Genomic DNA, 23,481 nt, shown 5'->3' with positions numbered 1-23,481 from the left:
GTAACGTTTGACGTTTAACGTTAAACGTTATAGTGTGTCACCATGATACTTAGCTTCCAATGCAAAGATACCGAGTCCTTTTACCAAGGGCAGAGCGTTGCGAGGTTTGCAAATTTCAGAAACACAGCTGAACGCAAACTGCAAATGCTTGACTCCGCAGTAACGTTGGACTTTCTCCGTTCTCCACCGGGAAATCGGTTGGAGGCGCTCATCGGCAATCGTGCCGGGCAGCACAGTATCAGGATCAACGATCAATTCCGTATCTGTTTCGTGTGGACTGATAAGGGACCAACTCAAGTCGAGATCGTGGATTACCACTGAGAGGCAAGACATCATGACTAAATTAATTAATCGTATGCGCCCGGTTCATCCGGGCGAAATTCTTAAAGAAGACTTTCTTGCTCCTGCAGAGTTGAGCGCCAATGCATTGGCTATTGCCTTGCACGTCCCTGCTACGCGTATTGGGGAAATCATCAATGAACGCCGAGGTATTACTCCGGACACCGCCTTGCGACTCGCGCGCTTCTTTGGCGGCGACGCCCAATCCTGGCTGAATCTGCAGCTCGCTTACGATCTCAAAATAACTGAGATGGAAGTGGGCGAACGGATCGAACGAGAAATTCAGCCTATGGCGCAGGCTGCATAAGGACCGGTAAAAAGCCGCTTTTTGCTACGGTTAGTAGGCTGGTTTAGTCCCGGGCTTGCCGGTATCGGGATTTGCATTGCCCTTCGTAGACCAGTTATTGAGCTTGGTATCGTCCCGAGTGGATCTATTGTGCTGATCAACATGAGTGCCGTTACTTTTGTTATAGCTGCTTACATGCGAGCTTTCGGTCTTTGAGCCTGTGCCGTAGCCGGAAGAATAGGAATGGCTGCCGCCAGAAGAATGGCCGCCGGCACCACCTTTTGCACTTGCCAATCCCACGGTTCCCAGGATCAGTGCCAAGGCTGCAATTTTTATCGCTATTTTCATCGTCTCCCCCTTAATGGATTGTTATAAATTATTGTCAGGAACTATAGCAGATGCGTAAAAAAGCCCGCGAGTGTGGGCGCAGAGGACGTAAAAAACATGCCGTTCAGTAAGGTAAAAAAGCGCACTCCGAATCATTTCGGAGTGCGCTTTTTCATTGTTTCAAGCCGATTCAGGGAATCGTTTCGAACAGAAAATCCTCTTAACTGAACGGCATTAATGCCCGGCACGGTTTTTTTCGTCTGTCACCAGGCGCCGTCAACGCCACATCAAAGCAATTCGACGTTGGGCAGATTCAGGTAGCTGGTTTCGCGTGTGGATGCGACGAAATCGGCCAGATACGATTTTCCCGACAGTTCCGGCAGGCATGCCGCATACAGTCGTCCGGTCAGGCCGTCCGGGGTGATGCGCTTGGCCAGCACATAGTCCCGCTTCAGATAGTTTTGCGCCGCCCATAGCGGCAGCGTGGCGATGCCGCGCCGGCTGGCGACCAGTTGCAGCATCGCTACCGTGAGTTCGGTGGTGCGGCGCTGGGTGGTGACGCCGGCCGGTTTCAGCACCTGGCGCACGACGTCGAGCATGTCGTCCGGCACCGGGTAGGTGATCAGCGTATCGGTCGCAAAGTCCTGCGCGGTCAGGTAATCCGCGCCTGCCAGCGGATGGTCATGCGCCAGCAGCGCCACGATCTCGAAGCGGAACAGCGCGTGGTAATCGACCGGCTCGTCGGCGTCGATTTCAGCCACGATGGCGACGTCCGCGCGGTGTTCGTAGAGCAAGCCGACGGGGTCGGCCTGGAAGCCGGAAACGATGTCCATGTCGACCTCCGGCCAGCGCATGCGGAACACATCCATGGACGGCATCAGCCAGTCGAAGCAGGTATGGCATTCCACCGCAATGCGCAGCTGTCCGGCTTCGCCCTGCTGCAGGCGGGCCAGATCGCGTTCAGCGTCGGCAATGCGCGGCAGCACCTCGTCGGCCAGCCGCAGCAGGCGGTCGCCGGCCGGGGTGAACCGGACCGGCACCGATTTGCGCTCGAACAGCTGGGTGCCGTGATGGTCTTCGAGCTGCTTGATCTGGTGCGACAGCGCCGATTGCGTGACATTGAGCAGGGTGGCCGCACGCAACAGGTTGCCGGCTTCCCTGAGGGCTTGCAGGGTCTTCAGGTGACGCAATTCGAGGAGGGAATGCATTATTAGTAAAATTCAAGTTGATTCTAAAAATATATCGTTTGAATCATAGTCCATGTTCGCTCAACATGCCAACCATCGGGATGGTGTGGCAATCGGTTGCACCATCCCCCGTCATATTTAAAGGGGAATGGACGATGGCCGGTTCTGCAGCGCAGGGAGAATATGTCGCGCACGTGTTGGGTTTTCCGCGCATCGGTGCACAGCGCGAGTTGAAAACAGCGATGGAGTCGTTCTGGAAAGGCGAGTCCGACGAAGCCGGACTGCGCGCCACCGGCAAGGCATTGCGCGCCCGTCACTGGCAGGTCCAGGCGGCGGCCGGCATGGACTACGTTACCGTGGGCGATTTCGCCTGGTACGACCACGTGCTCGGCACGCTGGCGTTGCTGGGTGCGCTGCCGGCCCGCTTCGGGTTGGACTCCGGCAAGCTCGACCTGGCTGCGTACTACGTCATGGCGCGCGGCGACAAGGACCACTTCGCCATGGAAATGACCAAGTGGTTCGATACCAACTATCACTACCTCGTGCCGGAATGGACGCCTGATCTGACCTTCGATCACGGCGTCGACTGGCTGTTCGACGAGGTGGCCGAAGCGCAAGCGCAGTCGCATCAGGCCAAGGTGGTATTGCTGGGGCCGCTGAGCCTGCTGTTCCTCGGCAAGATCAAATCGGGCCTGTCGCACAAGCTGGAGCTGTTGCCGAAAGTCGTCGCCGGTTATGAAAAGCTGCTGCTGCGTCTGCGCGGGCAGGGCGTGACGCTGGTGCAGATTGACGAGCCGATCCTGGCGCTGGAGCTGGGACGCGAATGGCTGGATGCCTTCCTGCCGGTCTACCTCACGCTCGCCAATGCCGCGCCGTCCTTGCTGCTGACAACCTATTTCGACACGGTCAGCGCGCATGCCGATCTGTTGCGCAGCCTGCCGGTGGCAGGCGTGCATCTGGACGGCGTGCGCGGCGTTGCACAGTTGCAGGAGTTCGCCGACAAATGGCCGCAGGACAAAGTACTCTCGGTCGGCATCGTCGACGGCCGCAATATCTGGCGCTGCGATCTGGACGCCGCACTGGCGACGCTGAAGCCTTTGCACGACAAGCTGGGCAAGCGTCTCTGGGTGGCGTCGAGCTGCTCGCTGCTGCACGTGCCGGTTGATCTGGCGAACGAACACAAGCTTGATGGCGAGATCAGGCAATGGCTGGCGTTCGCCACGCAAAAACTCGATGAAATCTTCGTGCTCAGGCAAGCGCTCAACGGCAGCGCCGACGTCGTTGCCGGCCAGTTCGCTGCCGCGCGGACGGCGCTGGCGGGTCGCCGCAGTTCGCCGCGCATCCACAACGCATTGGTGCAGAAACGATTGAAGGCGGTCACGGCCGCCGATGCCGACCGCAGCTCGGCCTTCCCGGCGCGCATCGCGACGCAGCAGAAGCGCTGGAAGCTGCCGGCGTTCCCGACCACGACCATCGGTTCGTTCCCGCAGACGCCGCAGATACGCGCGGTCCGCGCCGCCTACAAGCGCGGCGAAACCGGCCATCTGGATTACCTCAACCGCATGCGCGACGAAATCCGTTTGGTGGTGGAGCGGCAGGAACAACTCGGCCTTGACGTGCTGGTGCACGGCGAGCCGGAACGCAACGACATGGTGGAGTATTTCGGCGAGCAGTTGTGGGGCTACGCCTTCAGCGCCAACGGCTGGGTGCAAAGCTATGGCTCGCGCTGCGTGAAGCCGCCGTTCATCTATGGCGACGTGTACCGGCCCGAAGCGATGACGGTGGGCTGGAGCCAGTTCGCGCAAAGCCTCACGCAAAAGCCGATGAAGGGCATGCTGACCGGGCCGGTGACGATGCTGCAATGGTCATTCGTGCGCGACGACCAGCCGCGCTCGACCACGGCCTTGCAGATTGCGCTGGCCTTGCGCGACGAAGTCTGCGACCTGGAAAAGGCCGGCATCGGCATGATCCAGATCGATGAGCCGGCCTTCCGCGAAGGCCTGCCGCTCAAGGCCGGCGACTGGAAGGAATATCTGGACTGGGCGGTGCGTGCCTTCAGGATCAGCGCCGCGGGCGTGAAGGACGAGACGCAGATCCACACCCACATGTGCTATTCGGAATTCAACGACATCCTGCCGTGGATCGCCGCGATGGACGCCGATGTCATCACGATCGAGACCTCGCGTTCCGGCATGGAGCTGCTGGACGGTTTCGGCCGCTTTCAATATCCGAACGACATTGGCCCGGGCGTGTACGACATCCATTCGCCGCGTATTCCGCAGGCCGGCGACATGGTGCGGCTGATGGAGAAGGCGCGCGGCGTGATTCCCGACGAGCGCCTGTGGATCAATCCCGATTGCGGACTGAAGACGCGCAACTGGCCGGAAACCTATGAAGCCTTGTCGCACATGGTGCAGGCGGCGCGCGAGTTGCGGGAGCGTGCACGAAGCAAGCCTGCTGCCGCCTGAAGCGAAGGAGGCCGGGCAACCGGGGTTAGTGTTTCTGAACGGTATTCCTGCCGTTGTTCATGCGGCCTCCGCTTTGCGCAGGATGCTTTCGATGGCGCCGGTTTGCGCCACGATCTCCTGCAGGTCGTTGTCGAGCAGGGCGGAGCGGCGTCGGAAGGTATGCCAGCCGGACCATTCGGCGACATCGGGCTGGATCGCCGGCGCGATGTCTTCGGCAGCCGCAGTTTCCGCCAGCGGACCGGCGGGTACGACTTCTTCCACCGGCACGGTCGCGGCTGCTGCTGCAGCGCCGCCGGGGCCGGCCAGGATGCCTTGCGCGTGCAGCAGGTGGGCGGTGGCGTTTTGGTAGGTCTGTTCGATGAGCTTGTTGACCGGGTCGCGCGGCAGGCCTTCCGCATGGCGGCGCAGCAGGATGCGCAAAGCGGCGATATGGGCGGCCACCAGATAGTTCTGCACCACGAAACGATTGATCTCGCGCACCGCGCGCTGCTTGCTGATCGGTTCGTCCATCATGCGCACCTGCGCCGAAATCAGCGCCGACAGGCTGTCCATGAATCCCTTGCGGCAGACGCGGTAAAAGAAATCATCGCCCACTTTGCCTTCCAGCATGTCGCGGCTGGCCTTGATGTAGCGATGGCTGGCGTGCAGCACGTTCTTGAGCAGGCGCGGCAGGTCGCGGTACTCCCAGCTCGGCAGCACGTAGCTGAAGATGGTCGCGATGGCCACGCCGATGATGGTGTCGATCAGGCGTTCACTGACGACGCTGTGATGGCCGGCCGGCAGCAGCAAGTTGAGCAGCATCAGGATCTGCACCGAGGCCGCGATCGCGGTGTAGCGGTATTTGACGTAGGTGAAGGCCGGCGCCGCCACGCTGGCGATGAACAGCACCGCCAGCAAGCCCATCGGATCATGCACGAAGCGCAGGATCAGCGCGGTCAGCAGGCAACCGATGATGGTGCCGATCAGGCGGTCGCTCATGCGTTGCTTGGTCGAGCTGAAATTGGGCTTGAGGATGATGACGATAGTCAGCACGATCCAGTAGCCGTGCGACATGTACGGCAGGTGCGCGGCGATCCACAAACCGGTCGAGACCGCCAGCGCCACACGGATGGCGAAGCGGAAGATCGGCGATTGCCAGCGCAGGTTGGCGATCAGGAGGCCGGCCTTGTACTTTTGCTGGGTCAGGAACGGGGTCATGTCGGACCCCGGCAGGATGGGGATCGCATCGATCGGGGTTTGCGTGGCCAGGTGCAGTTGCGAGATCAGCTCGATGATGTCGAGGATCTTGTTGTAGGTGACACGCAGCACGGTGATGGCTTCGTCGGGGATGTGGCCGGCCAGGTTGTCCTGCTGCAGCTGCTGCATTTCGTATTGCACGGCGCGCAGCTCCGCCTTGTAGTTGACGGTGGGTGTCGAGACGCGCTTGCGGGTGACGGCATAGGCGATCGATTCGATGTCTTCGGCGGTCTTGTTGGCCAGGTCGCGCAGGAAGATGATGACGTCGGAGTCGCCGAAATGGCTGCGCAGCAGGGCGTAATCGGCATGCGTCGACAAGACCTGTTCGTACAGCTCCAGCATGCCCAGATGGACGTGCACCAGCAAGCCGTCCTGTTTCGTATGCATATCGCGCAACACCAGGTCGCGCGACGCCTGCAGCTTGTCGGCCAGCACGATCTGCTGGCGCACCAGCGTCGTGAACTGCGTCTGCAGGTCGCTGCGCACGTCGTAGAAATCGGCCTTGATGCGCAGATAGCGCGCCAGTTCGAACAGCGCCTCCGCCAGCACCTGCTGTTTGACGCGTCGCCGCAAAAAATAGGACACGATCATCGAGTAGGTCAGGTAGCCGAGACCGCCGGCAAGGAAGAAGCCGGCATGCAGGAAGGCTTCGTCAACCGGTACGCTGTTTTCCATCGACAGCGTCATCACCATCAGTGCGGCGAACTGCAGCGGCAGGGTCTTCTTGCCGTAGACCACCATCATGCTGGCAAGGAAGCTCACCAGCACCATCGCCACGCTGACCAGCCAGTGGATCGGCGCGCAGAGGCTGATGACCAGCATCACCAGCGTGCATAGCAGCACGCCGGCAAGCATTTCATTGAATTTGTGGCGCAGCGGGCTGGGCAGGTCCATCAGGCTGGTGCACAGTGCGCCGAGGAAGACCGTCATGGTGGTCTGCATGTCGGCCATGTTGAACACCAGCATGGTCAGGCCGACGACGCCGGTGGCAATGCGCAGGCCGGTATAGAAATAGTGGCTGAAGAGGAAGGTGCGTATATCCAGGGCGTAATGCATGGGGGCGTCGGCTGATTTCTATTAGCGCCATTCTGACTCTTCTGCCTGCAATAGACAACCGATAGGCAACCGATAAGCAATCGATAAGCAATCGATGCGTGTCGGACGGCTGCTGAAAGAGACGTGGGGCTCTTCGGCAACCGTCGTGCGCCACGTTACGGCAGCGGGAACACCAGGCAGGTTGTCGTCGCGTGCGCATAGATCTTGCCGTCGGCATCGACAATGCGGCCTTCGGCGATGCCGATGCGATTGCCGACCTGGATCACCTTGCCTTCGGCGCGCACCGGTCCGGTCTTCTCGGTCAGGGCGCGGATCAGGTTGACCTTCAGTTCCAGCGTGGTGTAACCCATCCCTTGCGGCAGGACGGAATGCACCGCGCAGCCAACAGCCGAGTCGAGCAGGGTGCAGAAGTAGCCGCCGTGCACGCTGCCCAGCGGGTTGTAATGCTGTTTGCCGGGCGTGCCCTGGAATACGATGCGGCCCGGCTCGCCTTCCACCGGAATGAAATCCATGGTTTCGCCGATCGGCACCGACGGCAACTCGCCGTCCCAGATGCGCTGGAGGAAATCCATGCCGTTGCCGGCCTTCAGGTCATCCATCGACGCTACGCCGGGCGCAGCCAGTTTGGCGCGCACTTCGGCTTCGCGGGCTTGCCATTGACGCAGTGTCTCTTCTCTGTTGGTGGTGGGGTTCATGGAGGTCCTTATTGTTTATATCGTTATGAAATGGCGATCAAAACGGCGATCGTTTTGCATTGATGTTTGATGCGTGACTTTTATGATGAAAGACAGAATGCATTATGCCCCGGCATCCGCGCCACGGCAAAAGGGGCAGATCCGGCCCGGTTTTCATGATGCAAAAATGTTGTTTCACATTGTGAAAAACTCGATTGCGCAGCATCATGAAAGCATTTCATTTTCAGAAATTTCATTTCGTATCGCAAAAACTGAATATTAACTTATTGAATATTAATGATAAAAATTTATTGATATGTCTTATATAAGACATTGTTGCTCTGCACCGAAAAGCCTACTATGAAGTCATGGATTTCACTTTCTGACCTCCATTTTCTGATTACCTTAAGGAGATTGACCATGACGACACGTGAACAACAAATTCAGGCACTGGCTAAAGACTGGGCGGAAAACCCACGTTGGAAAGGCGTCAAGCGCAACTACTCGGCCGACGATGTGGTGCGTCTGCGCGGCTCGGTGCAGATTGAGCACACGCTGGCCAAGCGCGGCGCCGAAAAGCTGTGGAATCTGGTCAACAACGAACCCTTCGTCAACGCGCTCGGTGCGCTGACCGGCAACCAGGCGATGCAACAGGTCAAGGCCGGCCTGAAGGCGATCTATCTGTCCGGCTGGCAAGTCGCCGGCGACGCCAACCTGGCCGGTGAAATGTACCCCGACCAGTCGCTGTATCCGGCCAATTCGGTGCCGATGGTGGTCAAGCGCATCAACAATACCTTCCAGCGCGCCGACCAGATCCAGTGGTCGGAAGGCAAGAACGACATCGACTTCTTCGCGCCGATCGTGGCCGATGCGGAAGCCGGTTTCGGCGGCGTGCTGAACGCCTATGAACTGATGAAGTCGATGATCGATGCAGGCGCCGCCGGTGTCCACTTCGAAGATCAGTTGGCATCGGTGAAGAAGTGCGGCCACATGGGCGGCAAGGTGCTGGTGCCGACCCGTGAAGCGGTCGAGAAGCTCAACGCGGCGCGCCTGGCTGCCGACGTCTCCGGCACCACCACGCTGGTGATCGCCCGTACCGATGCAGAGGCGGCTGACTTGCTGACGTCCGACGTGGACGACAACGACAAGCCTTTCCTGACCGGCGAGCGTACCGTCGAAGGTTTCTTCAAGACCCGCCCGGGCATCAACCAGGCGATCTCGCGCGGTCTGGCCTATGCGGAATACGCCGATCTGGTCTGGTGTGAAACCGGCAAGCCGGACTTGGCCTTCGCGAAGAAATTCGCCGAAGCCATCCATGCGAAGTTCCCGGGCAAGATGCTGTCGTATAACTGCTCGCCGTCGTTCAACTGGAAGAAGAACCTGGACGACGCCACCATCGCCAAATTCCAGAAGGAACTGGGCGCCATGGGCTACAAGTTCCAGTTCATCACGCTGGCCGGCTTCCACGCGCTGAACTATTCGATGTTCAACCTGGCGCACGGCTATGCGCGCAACCAGATGTCGGCCTTCGTGGAACTGCAGGAAGCCGAATTCGCCGCTGCCGACAAGGGTTTCACCGCCGTCAAGCATCAACGCGAAGTCGGTACCGGTTATTTCGACGCGGTCACCCAGGCGATCCAGCAAGGCCAGTCGTCGACGACCGCCTTGCACGGCTCGACCGAAGATGAACAATTCTTCGACGGCAAGGAAAAGAAGGTAGCGTAAGAATTTTGCCTAAAGGCGATTGAAGTTTCAGGAGGTACCCACCTCCGTCCTGCGGGAGCCGCACTCCACAAGAGTGCGGCTTTTTTATTATGGACGGGAGATCATGCCGTCGCGCACCTCGAACACGGCGTCGCCGAGCACCTCGACGTCGGCGGGATCGTGGGTGATGATCAGCATCGGCACGCGCAGCTGCTGTTGCAGTTCGCTGAGTTCGTGACGCATGCGTTCGCGCAGCGACAGGTCGAGCGCGGAGAAGGGCTCGTCCAGCAGCAGGATGTCGGGTTGCGCCACCAGCGCCCGCGCCAGGGCGACGCGCTGGCGCTGGCCGCCGGAAATTTGCGAGGGATAACTGGCGGCGGTGCCTTCCAGGCCGAACGCCTCCAACCAGCGGGCGACCGAGGGATGCGAAGCCGGCCTGCGCAGGTTGAAGCAGCCGCGCTGCAATCCGAAGGCGATATTTTGCGCCACCGTCAGGTGCGGGAACAGCGCATAGTCCTGGAACAGATAGGCAACATTGCGTTGCTGCGGACGCACGTTGACGCCGTGTGCGGCATCGAACAGCGTGCGCTGGTTCAGCGTGATCCTGCCTTCGTCGGGCGTCATGAGACCGGCGACGGCCTTGAGCGTCAGGCTCTTGCCGGCGCCCGAAGGACCGTACAGCACGATGCGGTCGCTGTCGGAGACAAAGTCGATGCTGAGCCGGAAGGTGCGGTCGTCGGCGCGCAACTCCTTGCGGATGTGGACGGCGACGCTCATGACAGGTCCGCCCGGCGCGTGTGTCCCGGCATCAGGCGGCCGGCGATCAGCAACACGGCGACGCAGGTGACCGAGGTGATCACGACCAGCAGGGTAGCGGTGGAGTCGTCGCCGGCCTGCACCGCTTCGTAGATGGCGACCGAGAGCGTCTGCGTGCGCCCCGGCAGATTGCCGGCGATCATCAGGGTCGCGCCGAATTCGCCCAGCGCGCGTGCAAACGCCAGCAGCACGCCCGCGGCAATGCCGCGCGCCGCCAGCGGCAGGCTCACGCGAAAGAATACGCCGGCTTCGGACACGCCGAGCACGCGCGCGGCGTTTTCCAGCTGCTTGTCGACATTTTCAAAGGCGGCGCGCGCCGACTTCAGCACCAGCGGGAAGGCCACGATGGTCGAGGCGATCACTGCGCCTTGCCAGGTGAACACCAGCTCGATGCCCATGCCCGAGAGCCAGGCGCCGAAGGTGCCGCGCTTGCCGAACAGCACCAGCAGGTAATAGCCGAGCACGGTCGGCGGCAGCACCAGCGGCAGGGTGAGGATCGAATCGATCAGGTCGCGCAGCGGCGAACGCCACCGCGACAACCCGTAAGCCGCCGCGACGCCGAAGAAGAGATTGAGCACCGTTGCCCAGCCCGCGACCTTGAGCGAGAGCAGCAACGGGGTCCAGACTGCACCCATAAGAGACGTGATGGAGAGTTGATCAGCCCGCAGCGTATCAGGGTTTGAGGAAGCCGTAACGCGCCAGTACTGCCTGGCCGGCGACCGATTGCACATAGGCGAGGTATTTCGCGGCCAGTTCCGCCTGCGCGGTGCTTGCCGTCACCGCGATCGGATAGGTGGCGGGCGTATCAGAGGGAATGCGGATGGCGACCTTGACCTTGTCCGGCATGACGGCGGCATCGGTGGCGAAGACGAAGCCGGCTTCGACTTCACCGCGCGCGACGTAGTCCAGGCTCTGGCGCACGTTTTGCGCCATGACGCCCTTGGCCAGCACGGCGTCCCACAGGCCGGCGCTTTCCAGTGCGGTCCTGGTGTAGCGGCCGAACGGCACCGACGCCGGATTGCCGAGTGCGATCTTCCTGACGGCGGGCCGGGTCAGGTCCTTCAGGCTGGCCAGCGGCAGGGTGCTGTCGCCGGGAACGATCAGGACGATCTGGTTGGCGGCGAAATTCCTGCGCGTGGACACTTGCACGGCCTTTTCCGCAACAGCCTTGTCCATTGCAGTCTGGTCGGCCGAGGCGAAGACGTCAGCCGGTGCGCCGCGCACGATTTGCTGCATCAGGATGTCGGAAGCGCCGAAGTTGTTGATCACCTTGACGCCGGGATTCTGTTGTTCAAACGCCGTGCCCAAGTCCTTGAACGCGTTGGTCAGGCTGGAGGCGGCGGAGACGACGAGGTCTGTCGCCTGCGCCGTTGCGGCCATGAAAGGCAGCGCCGCCAGCACGACCGCTGTGATCGCTGTGGTCGCGGCGAGCCGGCGCATGGCATGGGCGGGGAAGGGGGTGGGCATGGGAGTTCCTGTTTTTCTGATGGAGTGAAGAATCTTGTCGGAATATACGTAAGGATATAACGATAGTCAATTCGCTGCCGCATAGTCATGTAATTTGCTCGGAGCCCTTGCTACAATCGCGGTCATGACAAATTCCAAAACCGTACGCCTGCGCGTAATGCAGGGCGACACGATCGCCTTCGGCCCCGGCAAAGCCGCCTTGCTGCTGGCGATCGACCGCACCGGATCGATTTCCGGGGCGGCGCGGGAAATGGAAATGTCATATCGGCGCGCGTGGCTGCTGGTCGAAGAAATGAACCGCTGCTTCAAGCAACCGCTGGTGGCAACCGCAACCGGCGGCGCCAAGGGCGGCGGCGCCAGCATCACCGAACTGGCGCGCGAGGTGGTGGCCTGCTACCAGCACATGCAAAAGAAGGCCGACAGCGCCGTCGAAAAAGACATGCAGCACCTGCAATCGCTGATCGCCGGCAAGGACTGAACGCCGACCGATGCGCAACGCCCTACTCAAATACCGGTTCCGCCTGCAAAACTGGCTGCGCATGTCGGAGAGCCATGCGATGCTGCTGTGGGCGGCCGTGATCGGCTTCGTCGGCTCGCTGGCGACGATCGCTTTCCGTGAATGCATCGAAGCCGTGCAATATCTGCTGACCGGACATAGCGGCAGTTTTGTCGAAATCGCCAAGGGTTTGTCCTGGCAAATGCGCGTGCTGTTGCCGACCGGCGGCGGTGTGGTGGCCGGTCTGATTCTGCTCTGGGCCAAACGCATGCCGGCCGGCGCCGCCTCGGACTACATGGAAGCAGTGGCCATCGGCGACGGCCGGATCCCGATTCGCCACACCTTGCTGCGCAGCCTGTCGTCGCTGGCCACGGTCGGCTCTGGCGGCTCGATCGGGCGGGAAGGGCCGATGGTGCAACTGGCGGCCTTGTGCGCCTCGCTGGTCGGCCGCTTCGCCCACTTTCCGTCGTCGCGCATGCGGCTGCTGGTGGCGTGCGGCGCTGCGGCCGGGATCACCTCGGCCTACAACGCGCCGATCGCAGGCGCCTTCTTCGTCACTGAAATCGTACTCGGCGCGCTGGTCATGGAGAGCTTCGGTCCGGTGGTGGTGGCGTCCGTGGTGGCGAATATCACGATGCGCGAGCTACCGGGTTACAAGCCGGCTTACGAGATGCCGTATTTCCCGGAAGTGGCCGGCGTCGAGATCATCCTGTTCGTGGTGCTGGGCGTGATCGCCGGATTGCTGGCGCCGCAATTCCTGCGCCTGCTCGAGTTGAGCAAGGCCCTGTTCCGGAAGACACGCCTGCCGCTGCCGTTGCGGCTTGGCCTGGGGGGGCTGCTGGTCGGCCTGTTGTCGGTGCGCGTGCCGGAAGTGTGGGGAAACGGCTACAGCGTGGTCAATTCGCTGCTGCACACCGACTGGCTGTGGTCGACGGTGCTGATTGTGATGATTTACAAGATCGTCGCGACGGCGCTGACCACCGGTTCGGGCGCAGTCGGCGGGATTTTTACCCCGACCTTGTTTGTCGGCGCGGCCATCGGTTTCCTGTTCGGCGATGCGGCGCATATGTTGTGGCCGCATGCGATTTCGCAGCCGTTCGCGTATGCCATGGTGGGCATGGGCGCGTTCCTGGCGGCGGCGACCAATGCGCCACTGATGGCGATCCTGATGATCTTCGAGATGACGCTGAGCTATCAGGTGGTGCTGCCGCTGATGCTGTCATGCGTGGTGGCGTATGTCATCGCGCGCAGCCTGGACGGCAATTCGATGTACGAAATCACGCTCAAGCGTCATCGCGACGCCGCGGAACGCATCCGCCTGCGCGGCACCCACATGAGCGAGCTGATCAAGCCGGCCGAAACGGTATTACCCAAGGATGCGCCGTTTTCGGAGGTGACCCGCATCTTCCTGCAATATCCGGTCAAGTACATCTACATCACCGATCAGGAAAACCGCTACCTGGGCGTGGTGGCCTTGCAGGACGTGACCTCGCTATTGCTCGACAAGGACGATATCGGGACGAAGTGCGCCGGGGATTTCATGCGCACCCACTTCCTGCATGAAGTGACGCCGGACATGTCGCTGGGAGAAGCTTTGCAACTGTTCCTCGATCATCAGGGCGAACGCTTGCCGGTGATTTCCAGCACCGAAGATCCTCGCCTCCTGGGCGTGGTGTTCAAGACGTCGTTGCTGGATGCGTATTTCCGCCTGGATCGTTCGGACGAGTAGGTTGCTTAAAAAGTTGTTGATGGCTTTGTAACATTCGGGAGCCGGCCGACTATTCGGCAAGCAACCTTGTTAGAATGCGAAATTAAATGTGAGAAACTACCAAATTACGCGGTTTTTTGCGTGATCTTGGTACAAGCACTGCCATAGCCGATAACGGCCACCACCATTTCAGGGATTCGAACGATTTTATGCTGAGTTACCGCCATGCCTTCCACGCTGGCAATCACGCTGATGTGCTCAAGCACATGGTGACGATCCAGTTGATGCGTTATCTCGGCCAGAAAGACACTCCCTACATGGTGATCGACACCCATGCCGGCGGAGGCGTCTATGCGCTGGACGGGAACTACGCCAGCAAGAACGCCGAATACGAAACCGGCATCGCCCCGCTGTGGGATCGCACCGATCTGCCCGAAGCCGTTGCCGACTACGTGCAACTGGTGAAAGACCTCAATCCCAGCGGCAAGATGCGTTACTACCCGGGTTCGCCGTATTGCGCCAATCAGGTAATGCGCGAGCAGGATCGCCTGCGGCTGTTCGAGCTGCATACGACCGAAAGCAAGGTGCTGGCCGACAATTTCCGCAAACTCGATGCGCACGCCGCCGAGCAGGGCAAGCGCCCCAGCGCGCGCGGCAAGCGCGTAATGATCGAGCGCGGCGACGGTTTCCTCGCGCTCAAAGCCTTGCTGCCGCCGCCGTCACGGCGCGCGCTGGTGCTGATCGATCCGCCTTACGAAGACAAACGCGACTACCAGAAGGTCAAGGAAGCCCTGCAGGATGCGCTGGTACGCTTCCCGACCGGCACCTATGCGGTCTGGTATCCTGTGCTGCAACGGATTGAGTCCAAACAGTTTTCCGACCGCCTCAAGCGCCTCGGGGCCAAGAGCTGGATCAATGTCACGCTGTCGATCAGTTCGCCGTCGCCGGATGGCTTCGGCCTGCACACCAGCGGCATGTTCGTGCTGAATCCGCCCTGGACGCTGCTGGCGACCCTGAAGGAGGTCATGCCGTACCTGGTGAAGGTGCTGGGTCGCGACAGCGGCGCCGGTTTCCTGCTGGAATCGGGAGAGGCCTGAATGTACCGTTCCGACGAGGCTTGCGCCGGCATGTTTTGCCGCCGTCTCATCTGTGAAATGTTTTTTGGTAGCGACGATGCATCAGGGCATACAATAGAAGATCATGCCAAAGTTTCATTGCCTGCCGAAAGTGCCGGGGTTATTCAAAACAAGAAATCATGACCGACTCGTCTCCTGATCACGGCGCCGCCCCGGCGCATCATGCCCATGATTTTTTCCTGGCCCGACAACCGATCCTGAACCGTGAACAGGAACTGATCGGTTACGAGCTGCTGTTCCGCAACGCCGCGTTCGGCCCGGCCAACGTCAATGATGACGTTTCCGCCACCGCATCCGTCATCGCGCACGCGTCGGAACTGGGCCTCAACAACGTCATCGGCAGCCTGCACGGCTTCATCAACGTCGACGCCACCGTGCTGATGAGCGACTTCATCAATTTCCTGCCGGCCGACAAGGTCGTGCTGGAAATCCTCGAAACCGTCAAGGTCACCCCCGAACTGGTCAAGCGCGTCAACGAATTGGTCCGCGCCGGCTATGTATTTGCGCTGGACGACGTGATCGCCGAATCGGAAGACATCGCGCAACTGCTGCCGCTGGTCAAGATCATCAAGATCGACGTGATGGAGCTGGATTCGAGCAAGCTGCTCAAGCTGAGCGTGCACTTCAAGCGCGCGCAAAAGATGCTGCTCGCCGAAAAGGTCGAGACGGTCGAACAGTTCCGCGATTGCGTGACCTTCGGCTTCGACTACTTCCAGGGCTATTACTTCGCCAAGCCGGTGATCCTGCAGGGCAAGAAGCTGGAAGCGTCCAAGATCGTCATCATGCACATCCTGACGCTGCTGGTGCGCAACGTCGACAATGGCGAGATCGTGCGCTACATCAAGCGCGACGTGGCGCTCAGCCTGACGCTGCTGCGTCTGGTGAATACCCCGGTGTACGGTTTCATGAAGCATATCGATTCCCTCGGCCAGGCGCTGATCGTGCTGGGCCGTCGCCAGCTCAAGCGCTGGATGCAGATCCTGCTGTTCGCCAATACCGAAAAGGACAAGGCGCATACGCTGTCGCCGTTGCTGATCCTCGCGGCCACGCGCGGCAAGATGCTGGAACTGATTACCGAAAAGATTCGTCCCGGTCGCCGCAAGATGTCCGAAATTGCGTTCACCGTCGGCATCATGTCCCTGGTTGACGCCTTGTTCGGCATGCCGATGGAAGCCATCCTCACGCAGATCACGGTCAGCGCTGAAATCCGCGATGCGCTGCTGTTCCGCACCGGTTTCTACGGCGAGATACTGCAACTGGCTGAAGCGACCGAGAAAGCCGACAAGACGCCGGAACAGATGCTGGAATTGCTCAACGGTCTGCAACTGAGCGCAGAGGATTTCTACGAGGTGGAAACTCAGGCGTTCGAGTGGGGCAATAACATTTCCACCAACATGGGACATGTGCCGGAGAAGAAAGTCGAAGCCGAAGCCGGCGCCGGCAATGTTGCCGAGCAGGACAGCTGATTCACTGCCGCCGACGCCATGTCGGCGGACGCATCCTCATACTTGTTCCCCGGTTATTCCCGATCACGCCGCCTTGCGGCGTATTTTCTTATCATGCGCGCCAGGCGATTGCCCTGGCCGCTACGTCCGTTACGAGCGCCCAAACGCTCTTTGACCGATGCCCACCAGCGCCGTCGCGCCGCCTTGAACGTCGCGAGTCCGGCCTCGACCTGCTGCCACGCGCGCGTTGCACGCAGTTGCGCGATCATGCGGTCCTTGAAGCGCAGCACGATATCCCGATAGCGGGCAAACCACGGCAACGACAGCAACGCTTTTTGCGTCAGCGTATACAGGCGCGCCACCAGCGCCGTGCCGAGCACCTTGGCGCTGACGATGATGATCAGGCCCAATGTCGGATGGCCGTGAGCAATCGACATCAGGGCCAGGATTTTGACGGGAAGCAACAACAGGCTGGGCGCCACAAAAATAACCAGGGCGACGTAGGGCGGAACGCCGGCTATCCAAGCTTCCAGGCGCGCCACAAAGGGAATCAGCGGCAGCCGGGCGAAGAGGCGCTTGCTGGCGTTCCACAGCCATTCTTCGAGCAGCAACAACAGTGCAGCCGTGTAGACGAAGGGCGCCAGCAGGTATTTTCTGATCTTGTGCGACAAGGAAGTCCTCAAGGATGCGCGAAGGCCGCTACAGGCATATGTTGGGCGGGCGCGCCAAAAACAAGCCGGACTTGCCTCAGGGAATTCCTTGCGCGCGTTGCGCGGGTCAGCGCACCTGGCGCTGGTTGATCAGGGTGAGCCAGCGATCGCCCCATTTTTCATCGCTCATGCAGGAGGCGTAGCCGGTCACGGTGCGTGCGGCGCGTTCCAGCAGCTGGATGTCGGCTTCGTGCTGGCGCGCCACGTGCGGGTCTTCCAGGAACAGCACGCGGCGGCATTCGTGTTCGAGGATCAGCTCGGCGATCTGGGCGTCGCCACCCAGCGGACCGCTCAGGAAAGGCTTGACCCAGTTGCGGCCCGCTTCGCCCTTGATCTTGACGGCCAGCTCGTTAAGCAGCCCGCCGGTGGTGCCGGTGGCGCAGCGGAAGCCGAAGCTGTCGAGTACGTCGAAATGGCGTTCGGCCAGTTGCAGCATGCGCGTTTTCATCGAATCGTGGGCGATCAGGGCGATGCCTTCGTCGGCCAGCCTGAACGAGCCGTCGCGAGCCGGGTCGGGCGCAGCGCCGCCGGCGATTGCCTCCAGCTCGAACCATTCCTGCGCGCCGGCCAGCGTCGACAGGAAGGGTTTGCCGTGAATCACGCACTGGCGCTTGAGCGCCACCGCTTCAGGGAAGGTCGAGGATGGATCGACCGGATCGATCAGGTAAATGATGGCGTCCAGCATGCGCGCTGGGTCGCTGTCGACCACGCGCGACACCAGCTTCATCAGGCCGCCCTGGCGCCCGTAAGGGAAACGCTCGATGTGCGGATAACCCGGCAGCAGGCCGAGATGGCCGATGGCGTCGAGCGTGCGTCCGACCACGACCAGTTCCGGTTGCAGCGCTTCGATGCGCGCGCGCGAACCCTGGAGCAGTTGCACCAGCGCAGAGTTGGGGGCGTCCTGATGGGCGCGGTTGGCGGCCAGGCCGATACGGTAGCGAGTCGTGGAAGAAGTCATGGAAAAGGCGGAAGAAGTCTGTGCGGGGGGCTTAGCGTCGGCGCAGTGTAATTGCGCTCTCGGGGACTTTAACATACCGCTACAATGATGGACAGGTTCAAGACTTGGACCAGATCGAATATGCAAGCGAGAACATGAATAAAGCATTCGTAAAAGAATCCGACGGCGACGACGACGAGGAACTGGCGTTGCCAGCCATCCCTGCGGGCACCAAGAACTACATGACCCCGGCGGGGCACAAGCGCATCAAGGACGAGCTGTTGCAACTGATCGATGTCGATCGTCCGGAAGTGGTGCGCATCGTGCACTGGGCCGCCTCCAACGGCGACCGTTCGGAAAACGGCGACTACATCTACGGCAAGCGCCGCCTGCGCGAGATCGATCGCCGCATCCGCTTCCTGACCAAACGCCTCGACATCGCCGAAGTGGTGGATCCCAGCATCCATCACGGCAACGACCAGGTCTTTTTCGGCGCCACGGTCACGTATGAGAACCAGGATGGCATCGAACACACCGTGACCATCGTCGGCATCGACGAGCTCGATCCGCTCAACGGCAAGATCAGCTGGATCTCCCCTGTGGCGCGCGCCTTGACCAAGGCCCGCGAAGGCGACGAAGTCACGTTGCAGACGCCGGCCGGTGTGGAGCAATTGACCATCCTCGACGTCAGCTATCCGGCGCCGGGGAAGTGAGCCGTCCTTGAGCCGTCCCTGAGCCGGTGCGTTGCCGGTCCGGCCGCACAGCGCTTGGAACGGATTCTGCTTCCGGTTCCTGCAGCGACCTCGTATCGATTTCCCGATTTCTTCCGATCAAGTCAAAGGCCCGTCCATGTCCATCGTCTACGCCAGCCTGAATCATCCGCAACGCGTGGCTCTTGCCGCGGAAGTGCATTCGCGGCCGTTCCTGCACCTGAGCGCGCCGGAAAGCCTGACCCATCTCGCGGTCTACCTGCGCGACCAGGACGGCGCAGGCGCCAGCACCGACGCCAACCATCACGTCACTTTCCAGCATGCCTTGCTGTCGGACCTGTGCCTGCATTTTGGCGTGACCGCGCCGGGCACGGATGCCAAGCATTTCTTCCATGACTTCGGCCGTTTCCGCCTCAAGTGGGAATGCCATACCGAATTCGCCAGTTACACCTTTGCGCAGAGCCATGACGCGGCGCTGACGACCGATGAAGCTTTTGCCGCCGCGCCGCTCAGGCATGTACCGCAGCAGTGGCTGCTGGCGTTGCAGGGAAAAATCATGGTTGCCGCACACGTGGTGCTGGAACGTGCGCCCGAACATGACGCCGCCGCAAGCATGGCGCGCCTGTTCGAAGGCAAGCTCTTGTCCTCGAGCAAGGTATTGCAGGGCGGTGAAATCTGGACCGATTTCGTGATCCAGGCGGACGGCTTCAGCCGCTTCGTGGTGCGCGATATCGACTTGCGCGACCTGCAGGGCGGACGCCTGGTACAGCGCATCCTGGAAATCGAAACCTACCGCATGATGGCCTTGCTGGGCTTGCCGCATGCGCTGCAGGCCGGACCGGTGCTCAACGCTATCGAAAGCGACCTGGCCACGCTGACGGCGGCGATGGTGGATGCCGAACATGGCGGCGGCAATACCAGCGCAGGGCACGCGGAGGACGAGCGGATCCTGCGCGAGATCACCGGACTGGCGGCGCGCATCGAAAAGATGTCGCTCGAGAACAGTTATCGCTTTTCGGCGTCGCAGGCGTACTTCCGGCTGGTCAAGGCGCGTATTGAAGAGCTGCGCGAAACGCGCGCGGAAGGCGTACCCACCATCGGCGAATTCATGGAGCGCCGTCTCGCCCCTGCAATGGATACCTGCACATCGGTGGCCCATCGTCAGAAAGCATTGGCGGAACGGATTGCGCATACCAACGATCTGCTCCGCACGCGCATCGGCATCGTGCAAGAGCAGCAGAATCGCCAGATCCTCGAATCGATGAATGCCCGTGCGGCGCAGCAGCTGCGCCTGCAACAGGCGGTCGAGGGTTTGTCGGTGGCGGCGATTTCCTACTACATGGTGGGATTGTTCGGCTATCTCGGCAAAGCGCTCAAGGCGGCCGGTGTGCCGATCAATCCGGACGTGGCCACAGGGCTGATGGTGCCGGTGTTCGCGGTCGGCGTGTGGTTCGGCTTGCGGCGCTTGCACAAGAGCGTGCATGTACCTGAAATGAACTGAAAAATACGCAGGCGCAAAAAAGCCGGATCGTGATGATCCGGCTTTTTTGCCTTCGGAAAGCCGATCAGACGAGTGCGCTGATCTTTTCCTGTGCTTGCGATACGGTCTGCCTGGCTTTTTCTTCACCCATCGATACGCCTTCGGCGGCGATCAATTCAACGTCGGTGATACCCAGGAAACCCAGCACGCTGCGGATGTAAGTGCCGTTGAAGTCCAGCGGTTGCGCAGGACCTTCGGAATAGACGCCGCCGCTGCTGAGGATCACGACGGCGCGCTTGCCGCTCAGCAGGCCGGTGGGTCCGTTTGCCCCGTACAAAAAGGTGCGGCCGACGCGGCTGATATGGTCAACCCATGCCTTGAACGCCGATGGCGGCGCGAAGTTGTACATCGGCACGCCGATGACCAGCGTATCGGCGGCGATCAGTTCGTCCACCAGCTTGTCGGATTCGGCGATGATGGCTTGCTGTTCCGCGCTGCGCTTATCGGCAGGCGTGAAATACGCGCCGATCATGGCTTCGGTGATGTGCGGCAGCGTCTGGCTTGCCAGGTCGCGTCGGACGACTTTGCCGCCGGCGTTCCTGGCTTGCCATTGCTCGGCATAGGCAGCGCTGAGCTGGCGGGTGAGGGAGCCGGTGTAGCGGGCGCTGGAGTCGATGTGCAGAAGAGTGCTCATATTGTTTCCTTGGAAAGTTGCCTTGAATTATCGGGTCGCGTTGGATGGCGATGAAAGGAATATAGAGGCTTTCCAATAACTTCAATAGGTGGGAGAATCTGCTTTCACCAGTCCATTTTTAGGATGAATGTCATGTTGGATCTGAACGATGTCTCCGTTTTCGTCGAAGTCGTGCGCGCCGGCAGTTTTGCCGCCGCAGGGCGCCGCCTTGGCATACCTTCGAACACCATCAGCCGGCGCTTGCAATTGCTGGAGGAAAACCTCGGTGTGCGGCTGCTGCAGCGCTCGACGCGGCAGCTGAACATGACGGCGGCGGGGCGGGAGTTCTTCGACCGCTGCGCGCCCGGCATCGAAGACATCCAGCACGCCGGCGCCAGCCTGTCAGAAGGCAACCGGGAGCCGAGCGGGGTCTTGCGGGTGGCGGCGCCGGCGGACTTTTTCGACAATTTCGCCATGGAGTGGATGGCTGAATTCATGCAGCGCTATCCGCGCGTGCATCTGGAGTTTCAGCTCAGCGACGAGCGCGTCGATCTGATCGCCGAAGGCATTGACCTGGCTTTTCGCGCCGGACAGTTGCCCGACTCCAGCCTGGTGGCGCGCAAACTGGGCAACAGCCATCGCGGGCTGCTGGCCAGTCCTTCGTATCTGGCCAGGCACGGCGCACCGGAATCGCTGGAAGCGCTGGCCCGGCACGACTGCCTGGCCGCCTCCAATACCCCGCAAGCCGCGATATGGCGGCTGGAAGGGCCGCAAGGAGTGGAAAGCATCCGTGTAACGCCGCGCCTGTGCATCAACACCGCACAGGGATTGCTGCGCGCAGCCAGGGCAGGACTCGGCATTGCGTTGTTGCCGATGCTGGTGGCCTCGGAAGATTTGCGGCGCGGCTCGCTGGTCAGCATCTTGCCGCAGTACCAGCGCGATATCAGCGGCATGTACGCGGTGTATCCGAACCGGCGCCAGTTGTCGCTGGCGGTCAGCGCCCTGATCGAGTTCGTGGCGGACAAGGTCCGGCACGGCGCGTGCAACGGTGAGCAGAGCATGGAGTTTGCCGTGCCGGAGACACAGGCGGCACTGGCATAAGGTCTGATGAGGTCTGTGCAGGCCGATAGCGCCATCCGCGGCGGGTGATGCAGCCTGCTCGACAACAAATGATCCATTTTTTGTATTCGCAAGTGACGGCATTCGTATCTCTTTGAGTTCTTCACGGTTTTTCAGACTTGTTGACGCATCTGGTGCGGTGGCCCAAACAGCGGGGGTTAAGATATTTTTTTGACGATACGCGATACCGTCAAATACCCGTGATGTTTGTCAATGGAATGGAGAAGCCGCTGCAATGATCTCGAAAATGATTTTCCCGACGGTGCTGTCCGTTATCGTCGCCTTGTCTTTGCATGTTTCAGCGCAGCCGACGGACGGCAGTCTGCGATTGCAGCAAGTGCTCATGTTCAGTCGTCACAACCTGCGCGCGCCGTTGGCCGACAACGGCAGCGTGCTGGAACAATCGACCAGGAAACCGTGGCCGCAGTGGGAAGTGCCGGGCGGCCATCTGACCGCCAAGGGCGGGGTGCTCGAAGTCTATATGGGGCACTACACCCGCGCGTGGCTTGCGCAACAGGGATTGGCGAAAAAGTCGGAGTGTCCCGCGCCTGACGATGTGCTGGTCTACGCCAACAGCTTGCAGCGCACCGTTGCCACCGCGCAGTTTTTTGTCGCCGGCGCTTTTCCCGGTTGCGAGATTGCGGTGACCCATCAGCGCAAGATGGGCACGATGGATCCGACCTTCAATCCCGTTGTCGCCGATGGCAGTGAGGGTTTCAATCGAAGCGCCCTGGCCGCCATGAAGAGTGTGGAAGAGACCCTTCGCCTGGGATCGGCCTACGAGCATCTGGAAAAGATCATCGATTACAAGAGTGCGGCAGCGTGCGAAGGAAAGCCGGACTGTTCGCTGAGCGGCGGCATGCCGAACAAATTCAGCGCCGTCAGCGGCAAGGAGCCGGCGGTAAGCGGGCCGTTGAAGGTGGGGAATTCCCTGGTGGATGCGTTTACGCTGCAATACTATCAAGGCTTTCCCGAGGCGCAGATTGCCTGGGGCCAGATCACGACGCCTGAGCAGTGGCGCGCGTTGTCGGAAATCAAGAACGGCTACCAGGATGCGCTGTTCACGTCGCCGCTGATGGCACGCGAAGTCGCCGCGCCATTGCTGGCATATATCCGCAAGAGCATGATCGACCAGGATAAAACGCGCGCACCGAAAGTGATCCTGATGGTCGGTCACGACTCCAACGTCGCATCGCTTCTCAGCGCGTTGGATTTCAAGGCTTATGACTTGCCGGAGCAGAACGAGAAGACGCCGATTGGCGGGATGGTCGTCTTTCAACGCTGGCATGACGCCAGGAACAATAAAGCGCTGATGAAGGCCGAATATGTCTATCAGAGCGCCAGGCAGCTTCGCGACGCCCAGCCCCTGAACATGGAAAATCCGCCGAAGAGGGTAGTCTTGCAGATGAATGGCTGTCCGGTGGACGCCGACGGCTACTGCGCTTGGGAAGCCTTTGTGCAAGCCCTCAATCGGGCGCAAAAAGAGACTGCGCTGCCTTAGCTTAGT

At 60.8% G+C, this 23,481-nt stretch carries 23 protein-coding genes; 13 read left to right on the top strand and 10 right to left on the bottom strand.

Translation table 11 applies throughout. From position 1 onward, the window contains the following. Positions 1 to 42: 42 nt before the first annotated feature. The gene (locus tag F506_RS16350; protein WP_053199151.1) at positions 43 to 321 is read left to right on the top strand and encodes a type II toxin-antitoxin system RelE/ParE family toxin; all 279 of its coding nucleotides are present in this window, start codon (positions 43 to 45) and stop codon (positions 319 to 321) included. A 13-nt stretch (positions 322 to 334) separates the two neighbouring features. Further along, positions 335 to 646 (top strand): HigA family addiction module antitoxin, encoded by a 312-nt coding sequence (locus F506_RS16345; RefSeq protein WP_053199149.1) that lies wholly within the window; start codon positions 335 to 337, stop codon positions 644 to 646. A gap of 30 nt (positions 647 to 676) precedes the next feature. Here F506_RS16345 and F506_RS22740 read toward each other — a convergent pair whose 3' ends face one another. Together F506_RS22740 and F506_RS16340 are read right to left on the bottom strand one after the other, a co-directional pair. After that, on the bottom strand, positions 677 to 973 hold the full coding sequence (locus F506_RS22740) for a hypothetical protein (RefSeq protein ID WP_083457962.1): 297 nt from the start codon (positions 971 to 973) through the stop codon (positions 677 to 679). 266 nt (positions 974 to 1,239) lie between these two features. Next, positions 1,240 to 2,160, bottom strand: a complete 921-nt coding sequence (locus F506_RS16340) for a LysR family transcriptional regulator (protein WP_053199147.1) — start codon at positions 2,158 to 2,160, stop codon at positions 1,240 to 1,242. A 134-nt stretch (positions 2,161 to 2,294) separates the two neighbouring features. Between F506_RS16340 and metE the strand changes: the two genes are divergently transcribed. Continuing rightward, positions 2,295 to 4,607, top strand: a complete 2,313-nt coding sequence (metE, locus tag F506_RS16335) for a 5-methyltetrahydropteroyltriglutamate--homocysteine S-methyltransferase (RefSeq protein WP_053199145.1) — start codon at positions 2,295 to 2,297, stop codon at positions 4,605 to 4,607. 57 nt (positions 4,608 to 4,664) lie between these two features. Here metE and F506_RS16330 read toward each other — a convergent pair whose 3' ends face one another. Beyond that, positions 4,665 to 6,899, bottom strand: coding sequence for an FUSC family membrane protein (locus tag F506_RS16330; RefSeq protein WP_053199144.1), 2,235 nt, complete (start codon positions 6,897 to 6,899; stop codon positions 4,665 to 4,667). A gap of 155 nt (positions 6,900 to 7,054) precedes the next feature. Next, positions 7,055 to 7,594 (bottom strand): PaaI family thioesterase, encoded by a 540-nt coding sequence (locus F506_RS16325; RefSeq protein ID WP_053199142.1) that lies wholly within the window; start codon positions 7,592 to 7,594, stop codon positions 7,055 to 7,057. 399 nt (positions 7,595 to 7,993) lie between these two features. Here F506_RS16325 and aceA point away from each other — a divergent pair, with 399 nt between their 5' ends. Next, positions 7,994 to 9,298 carry an isocitrate lyase gene (gene aceA / locus F506_RS16320; RefSeq protein ID WP_053199141.1) on the top strand — a complete coding sequence of 435 codons (1,305 nt, stop codon included), beginning with the start codon at positions 7,994 to 7,996 and terminating at the stop codon, positions 9,296 to 9,298. Positions 9,299 to 9,385: 87 nt separating this feature from the next. Here the strand turns inward: aceA and F506_RS16315 are convergent, their stop codons facing one another. Genes F506_RS16315 through modA form a run of 3 tightly spaced genes read right to left on the bottom strand, consistent with a single transcriptional unit; the run spans position 9,386 to position 11,560 of the window. After that, on the bottom strand, positions 9,386 to 10,054 hold the full coding sequence (locus F506_RS16315) for an ABC transporter ATP-binding protein (RefSeq protein WP_053199139.1): 669 nt from the start codon (positions 10,052 to 10,054) through the stop codon (positions 9,386 to 9,388). Further along, positions 10,051 to 10,728 (bottom strand): molybdate ABC transporter permease subunit, encoded by a 678-nt coding sequence (modB, locus tag F506_RS16310; protein ID WP_053199136.1) that lies wholly within the window; start codon positions 10,726 to 10,728, stop codon positions 10,051 to 10,053. Before modB ends, F506_RS16315 begins: the two co-directional genes overlap by 4 nt. A gap of 37 nt (positions 10,729 to 10,765) precedes the next feature. Further along, complete coding sequence (gene modA, locus F506_RS16305) at positions 10,766 to 11,560, bottom strand: molybdate ABC transporter substrate-binding protein (RefSeq protein ID WP_200907677.1); 795 nt, start codon at positions 11,558 to 11,560, stop codon at positions 10,766 to 10,768. A gap of 124 nt (positions 11,561 to 11,684) precedes the next feature. On the opposite strand from modA, the gene F506_RS16300 reads away from it, so the two are divergent. From F506_RS16300 to F506_RS16285, 5 genes are all read left to right on the top strand, one after another. After that, a complete protein-coding gene (locus F506_RS16300) occupies positions 11,685 to 12,038 on the top strand; it encodes a winged helix-turn-helix domain-containing protein (protein ID WP_053199132.1) in 354 nt (117 codons plus the stop codon). Positions 12,039 to 12,048: 10 nt separating this feature from the next. Further along, the gene (locus F506_RS16295) at positions 12,049 to 13,785 is read left to right on the top strand and encodes a ClcB-like voltage-gated chloride channel protein (RefSeq protein WP_053199131.1); all 1,737 of its coding nucleotides are present in this window, start codon (positions 12,049 to 12,051) and stop codon (positions 13,783 to 13,785) included. Positions 13,786 to 13,973: 188 nt separating this feature from the next. Then, positions 13,974 to 14,861 (top strand): 23S rRNA (adenine(2030)-N(6))-methyltransferase RlmJ, encoded by an 888-nt coding sequence (locus tag F506_RS16290; RefSeq protein ID WP_053199129.1) that lies wholly within the window; start codon positions 13,974 to 13,976, stop codon positions 14,859 to 14,861. Continuing rightward, positions 14,862 to 15,023, top strand: coding sequence for a hypothetical protein (locus tag F506_RS23415; RefSeq protein ID WP_158443133.1), 162 nt, complete (start codon positions 14,862 to 14,864; stop codon positions 15,021 to 15,023). After that, positions 15,020 to 16,366, top strand: coding sequence for an EAL and HDOD domain-containing protein (locus F506_RS16285; RefSeq protein ID WP_053199126.1), 1,347 nt, complete (start codon positions 15,020 to 15,022; stop codon positions 16,364 to 16,366). Before F506_RS23415 ends, F506_RS16285 begins: the two co-directional genes overlap by 4 nt. Positions 16,367 to 16,419: 53 nt before the next feature. Here the strand turns inward: F506_RS16285 and F506_RS16280 are convergent, their stop codons facing one another. Further along, positions 16,420 to 17,016: a hypothetical protein gene (locus F506_RS16280; protein ID WP_053199124.1), complete on the bottom strand. Its 597-nt coding sequence runs from the start codon at positions 17,014 to 17,016 to the stop codon at positions 16,420 to 16,422. Between the two features lie 106 nt (positions 17,017 to 17,122). After that, on the bottom strand, positions 17,123 to 18,013 hold the full coding sequence (locus F506_RS16275; RefSeq protein ID WP_053199122.1) for a hypothetical protein: 891 nt from the start codon (positions 18,011 to 18,013) through the stop codon (positions 17,123 to 17,125). A gap of 134 nt (positions 18,014 to 18,147) precedes the next feature. On the opposite strand from F506_RS16275, the gene greB reads away from it, so the two are divergent. Then, positions 18,148 to 18,705, top strand: a complete 558-nt coding sequence (gene greB, locus F506_RS16270) for a transcription elongation factor GreB (RefSeq protein ID WP_053201725.1) — start codon at positions 18,148 to 18,150, stop codon at positions 18,703 to 18,705. Positions 18,706 to 18,841: 136 nt separating this feature from the next. Continuing rightward, positions 18,842 to 20,203: a DUF3422 family protein gene (locus F506_RS16265; protein WP_053199119.1), complete on the top strand. Its 1,362-nt coding sequence runs from the start codon at positions 18,842 to 18,844 to the stop codon at positions 20,201 to 20,203. A gap of 64 nt (positions 20,204 to 20,267) precedes the next feature. Here F506_RS16265 and F506_RS16260 read toward each other — a convergent pair whose 3' ends face one another. Beyond that, positions 20,268 to 20,876 (bottom strand): FMN-dependent NADH-azoreductase, encoded by a 609-nt coding sequence (locus F506_RS16260; RefSeq protein WP_053199117.1) that lies wholly within the window; start codon positions 20,874 to 20,876, stop codon positions 20,268 to 20,270. Positions 20,877 to 21,008: 132 nt separating this feature from the next. Here F506_RS16260 and F506_RS16255 point away from each other — a divergent pair, with 132 nt between their 5' ends. Further along, positions 21,009 to 21,956, top strand: a complete 948-nt coding sequence (locus tag F506_RS16255; RefSeq protein ID WP_053199114.1) for a LysR family transcriptional regulator — start codon at positions 21,009 to 21,011, stop codon at positions 21,954 to 21,956. Positions 21,957 to 22,209: 253 nt separating this feature from the next. Next, entirely contained in the window at positions 22,210 to 23,475 is a 1,266-nt protein-coding gene (gene agp, locus F506_RS16250; protein WP_053199112.1) for a bifunctional glucose-1-phosphatase/inositol phosphatase, read from the top strand. Positions 23,476 to 23,481: the final 6 nt, after the last annotated feature.

It is taken from the genome of Herbaspirillum hiltneri N3, assembly GCF_001267925.1.
GTDB lineage: Bacteria > Pseudomonadota > Gammaproteobacteria > Burkholderiales > Burkholderiaceae_D > Herbaspirillum > Herbaspirillum hiltneri.
The sequence above is the reverse complement of the archived record's forward strand: the minus strand, read 5'-3'. Positions and strand labels throughout refer to the sequence as shown.

Excerpts from the sequence above, each read along its gene's own strand:
- F506_RS16275 (WP_053199122.1), bottom strand. The coding sequence starts at position 18,013 with ATGACTTCTTCCACGACTCGCTACCGTATCGGCCTGGCCGCCAACCGC.
- agp (WP_053199112.1), top strand. The coding sequence starts at position 22,210 with ATGATCTCGAAAATGATTTTCCCGACGGTGCTGTCCGTTATCGTCGCC.
- F506_RS16285 (WP_053199126.1), top strand. The coding sequence starts at position 15,020 with ATGACCGACTCGTCTCCTGATCACGGCGCCGCCCCGGCGCATCATGCC.
- greB (WP_053201725.1), top strand. The coding sequence starts at position 18,148 with ATGAATAAAGCATTCGTAAAAGAATCCGACGGCGACGACGACGAGGAA.
- metE (WP_053199145.1), top strand. The coding sequence starts at position 2,295 with ATGGCCGGTTCTGCAGCGCAGGGAGAATATGTCGCGCACGTGTTGGGT.
- aceA (WP_053199141.1), top strand. The coding sequence starts at position 7,994 with ATGACGACACGTGAACAACAAATTCAGGCACTGGCTAAAGACTGGGCG.
- F506_RS16265 (WP_053199119.1), top strand. The coding sequence starts at position 18,842 with ATGTCCATCGTCTACGCCAGCCTGAATCATCCGCAACGCGTGGCTCTT.
- F506_RS16295 (WP_053199131.1), top strand. The coding sequence starts at position 12,049 with ATGCGCAACGCCCTACTCAAATACCGGTTCCGCCTGCAAAACTGGCTG.
- F506_RS16330 (WP_053199144.1), bottom strand. The coding sequence starts at position 6,899 with ATGCATTACGCCCTGGATATACGCACCTTCCTCTTCAGCCACTATTTC.
- F506_RS16260 (WP_053199117.1), bottom strand. The coding sequence starts at position 20,876 with ATGAGCACTCTTCTGCACATCGACTCCAGCGCCCGCTACACCGGCTCC.
- F506_RS16255 (WP_053199114.1), top strand. The coding sequence starts at position 21,009 with ATGTTGGATCTGAACGATGTCTCCGTTTTCGTCGAAGTCGTGCGCGCC.
- F506_RS16300 (WP_053199132.1), top strand. The coding sequence starts at position 11,685 with ATGACAAATTCCAAAACCGTACGCCTGCGCGTAATGCAGGGCGACACG.
- F506_RS16340 (WP_053199147.1), bottom strand. The coding sequence starts at position 2,160 with ATGCATTCCCTCCTCGAATTGCGTCACCTGAAGACCCTGCAAGCCCTC.
- F506_RS16345 (WP_053199149.1), top strand. The coding sequence starts at position 335 with ATGACTAAATTAATTAATCGTATGCGCCCGGTTCATCCGGGCGAAATT.
- F506_RS16290 (WP_053199129.1), top strand. The coding sequence starts at position 13,974 with ATGCTGAGTTACCGCCATGCCTTCCACGCTGGCAATCACGCTGATGTG.
- F506_RS16350 (WP_053199151.1), top strand. The coding sequence starts at position 43 with ATGATACTTAGCTTCCAATGCAAAGATACCGAGTCCTTTTACCAAGGG.
- modA (WP_200907677.1), bottom strand. The coding sequence starts at position 11,560 with ATGCCCACCCCCTTCCCCGCCCATGCCATGCGCCGGCTCGCCGCGACC.
- F506_RS16315 (WP_053199139.1), bottom strand. The coding sequence starts at position 10,054 with ATGAGCGTCGCCGTCCACATCCGCAAGGAGTTGCGCGCCGACGACCGC.
- F506_RS23415 (WP_158443133.1), top strand. The coding sequence starts at position 14,862 with ATGTACCGTTCCGACGAGGCTTGCGCCGGCATGTTTTGCCGCCGTCTC.
- F506_RS16325 (WP_053199142.1), bottom strand. The coding sequence starts at position 7,594 with ATGAACCCCACCACCAACAGAGAAGAGACACTGCGTCAATGGCAAGCC.
- F506_RS22740 (WP_083457962.1), bottom strand. The coding sequence starts at position 973 with ATGAAAATAGCGATAAAAATTGCAGCCTTGGCACTGATCCTGGGAACC.
- modB (WP_053199136.1), bottom strand. The coding sequence starts at position 10,728 with ATGGGTGCAGTCTGGACCCCGTTGCTGCTCTCGCTCAAGGTCGCGGGC.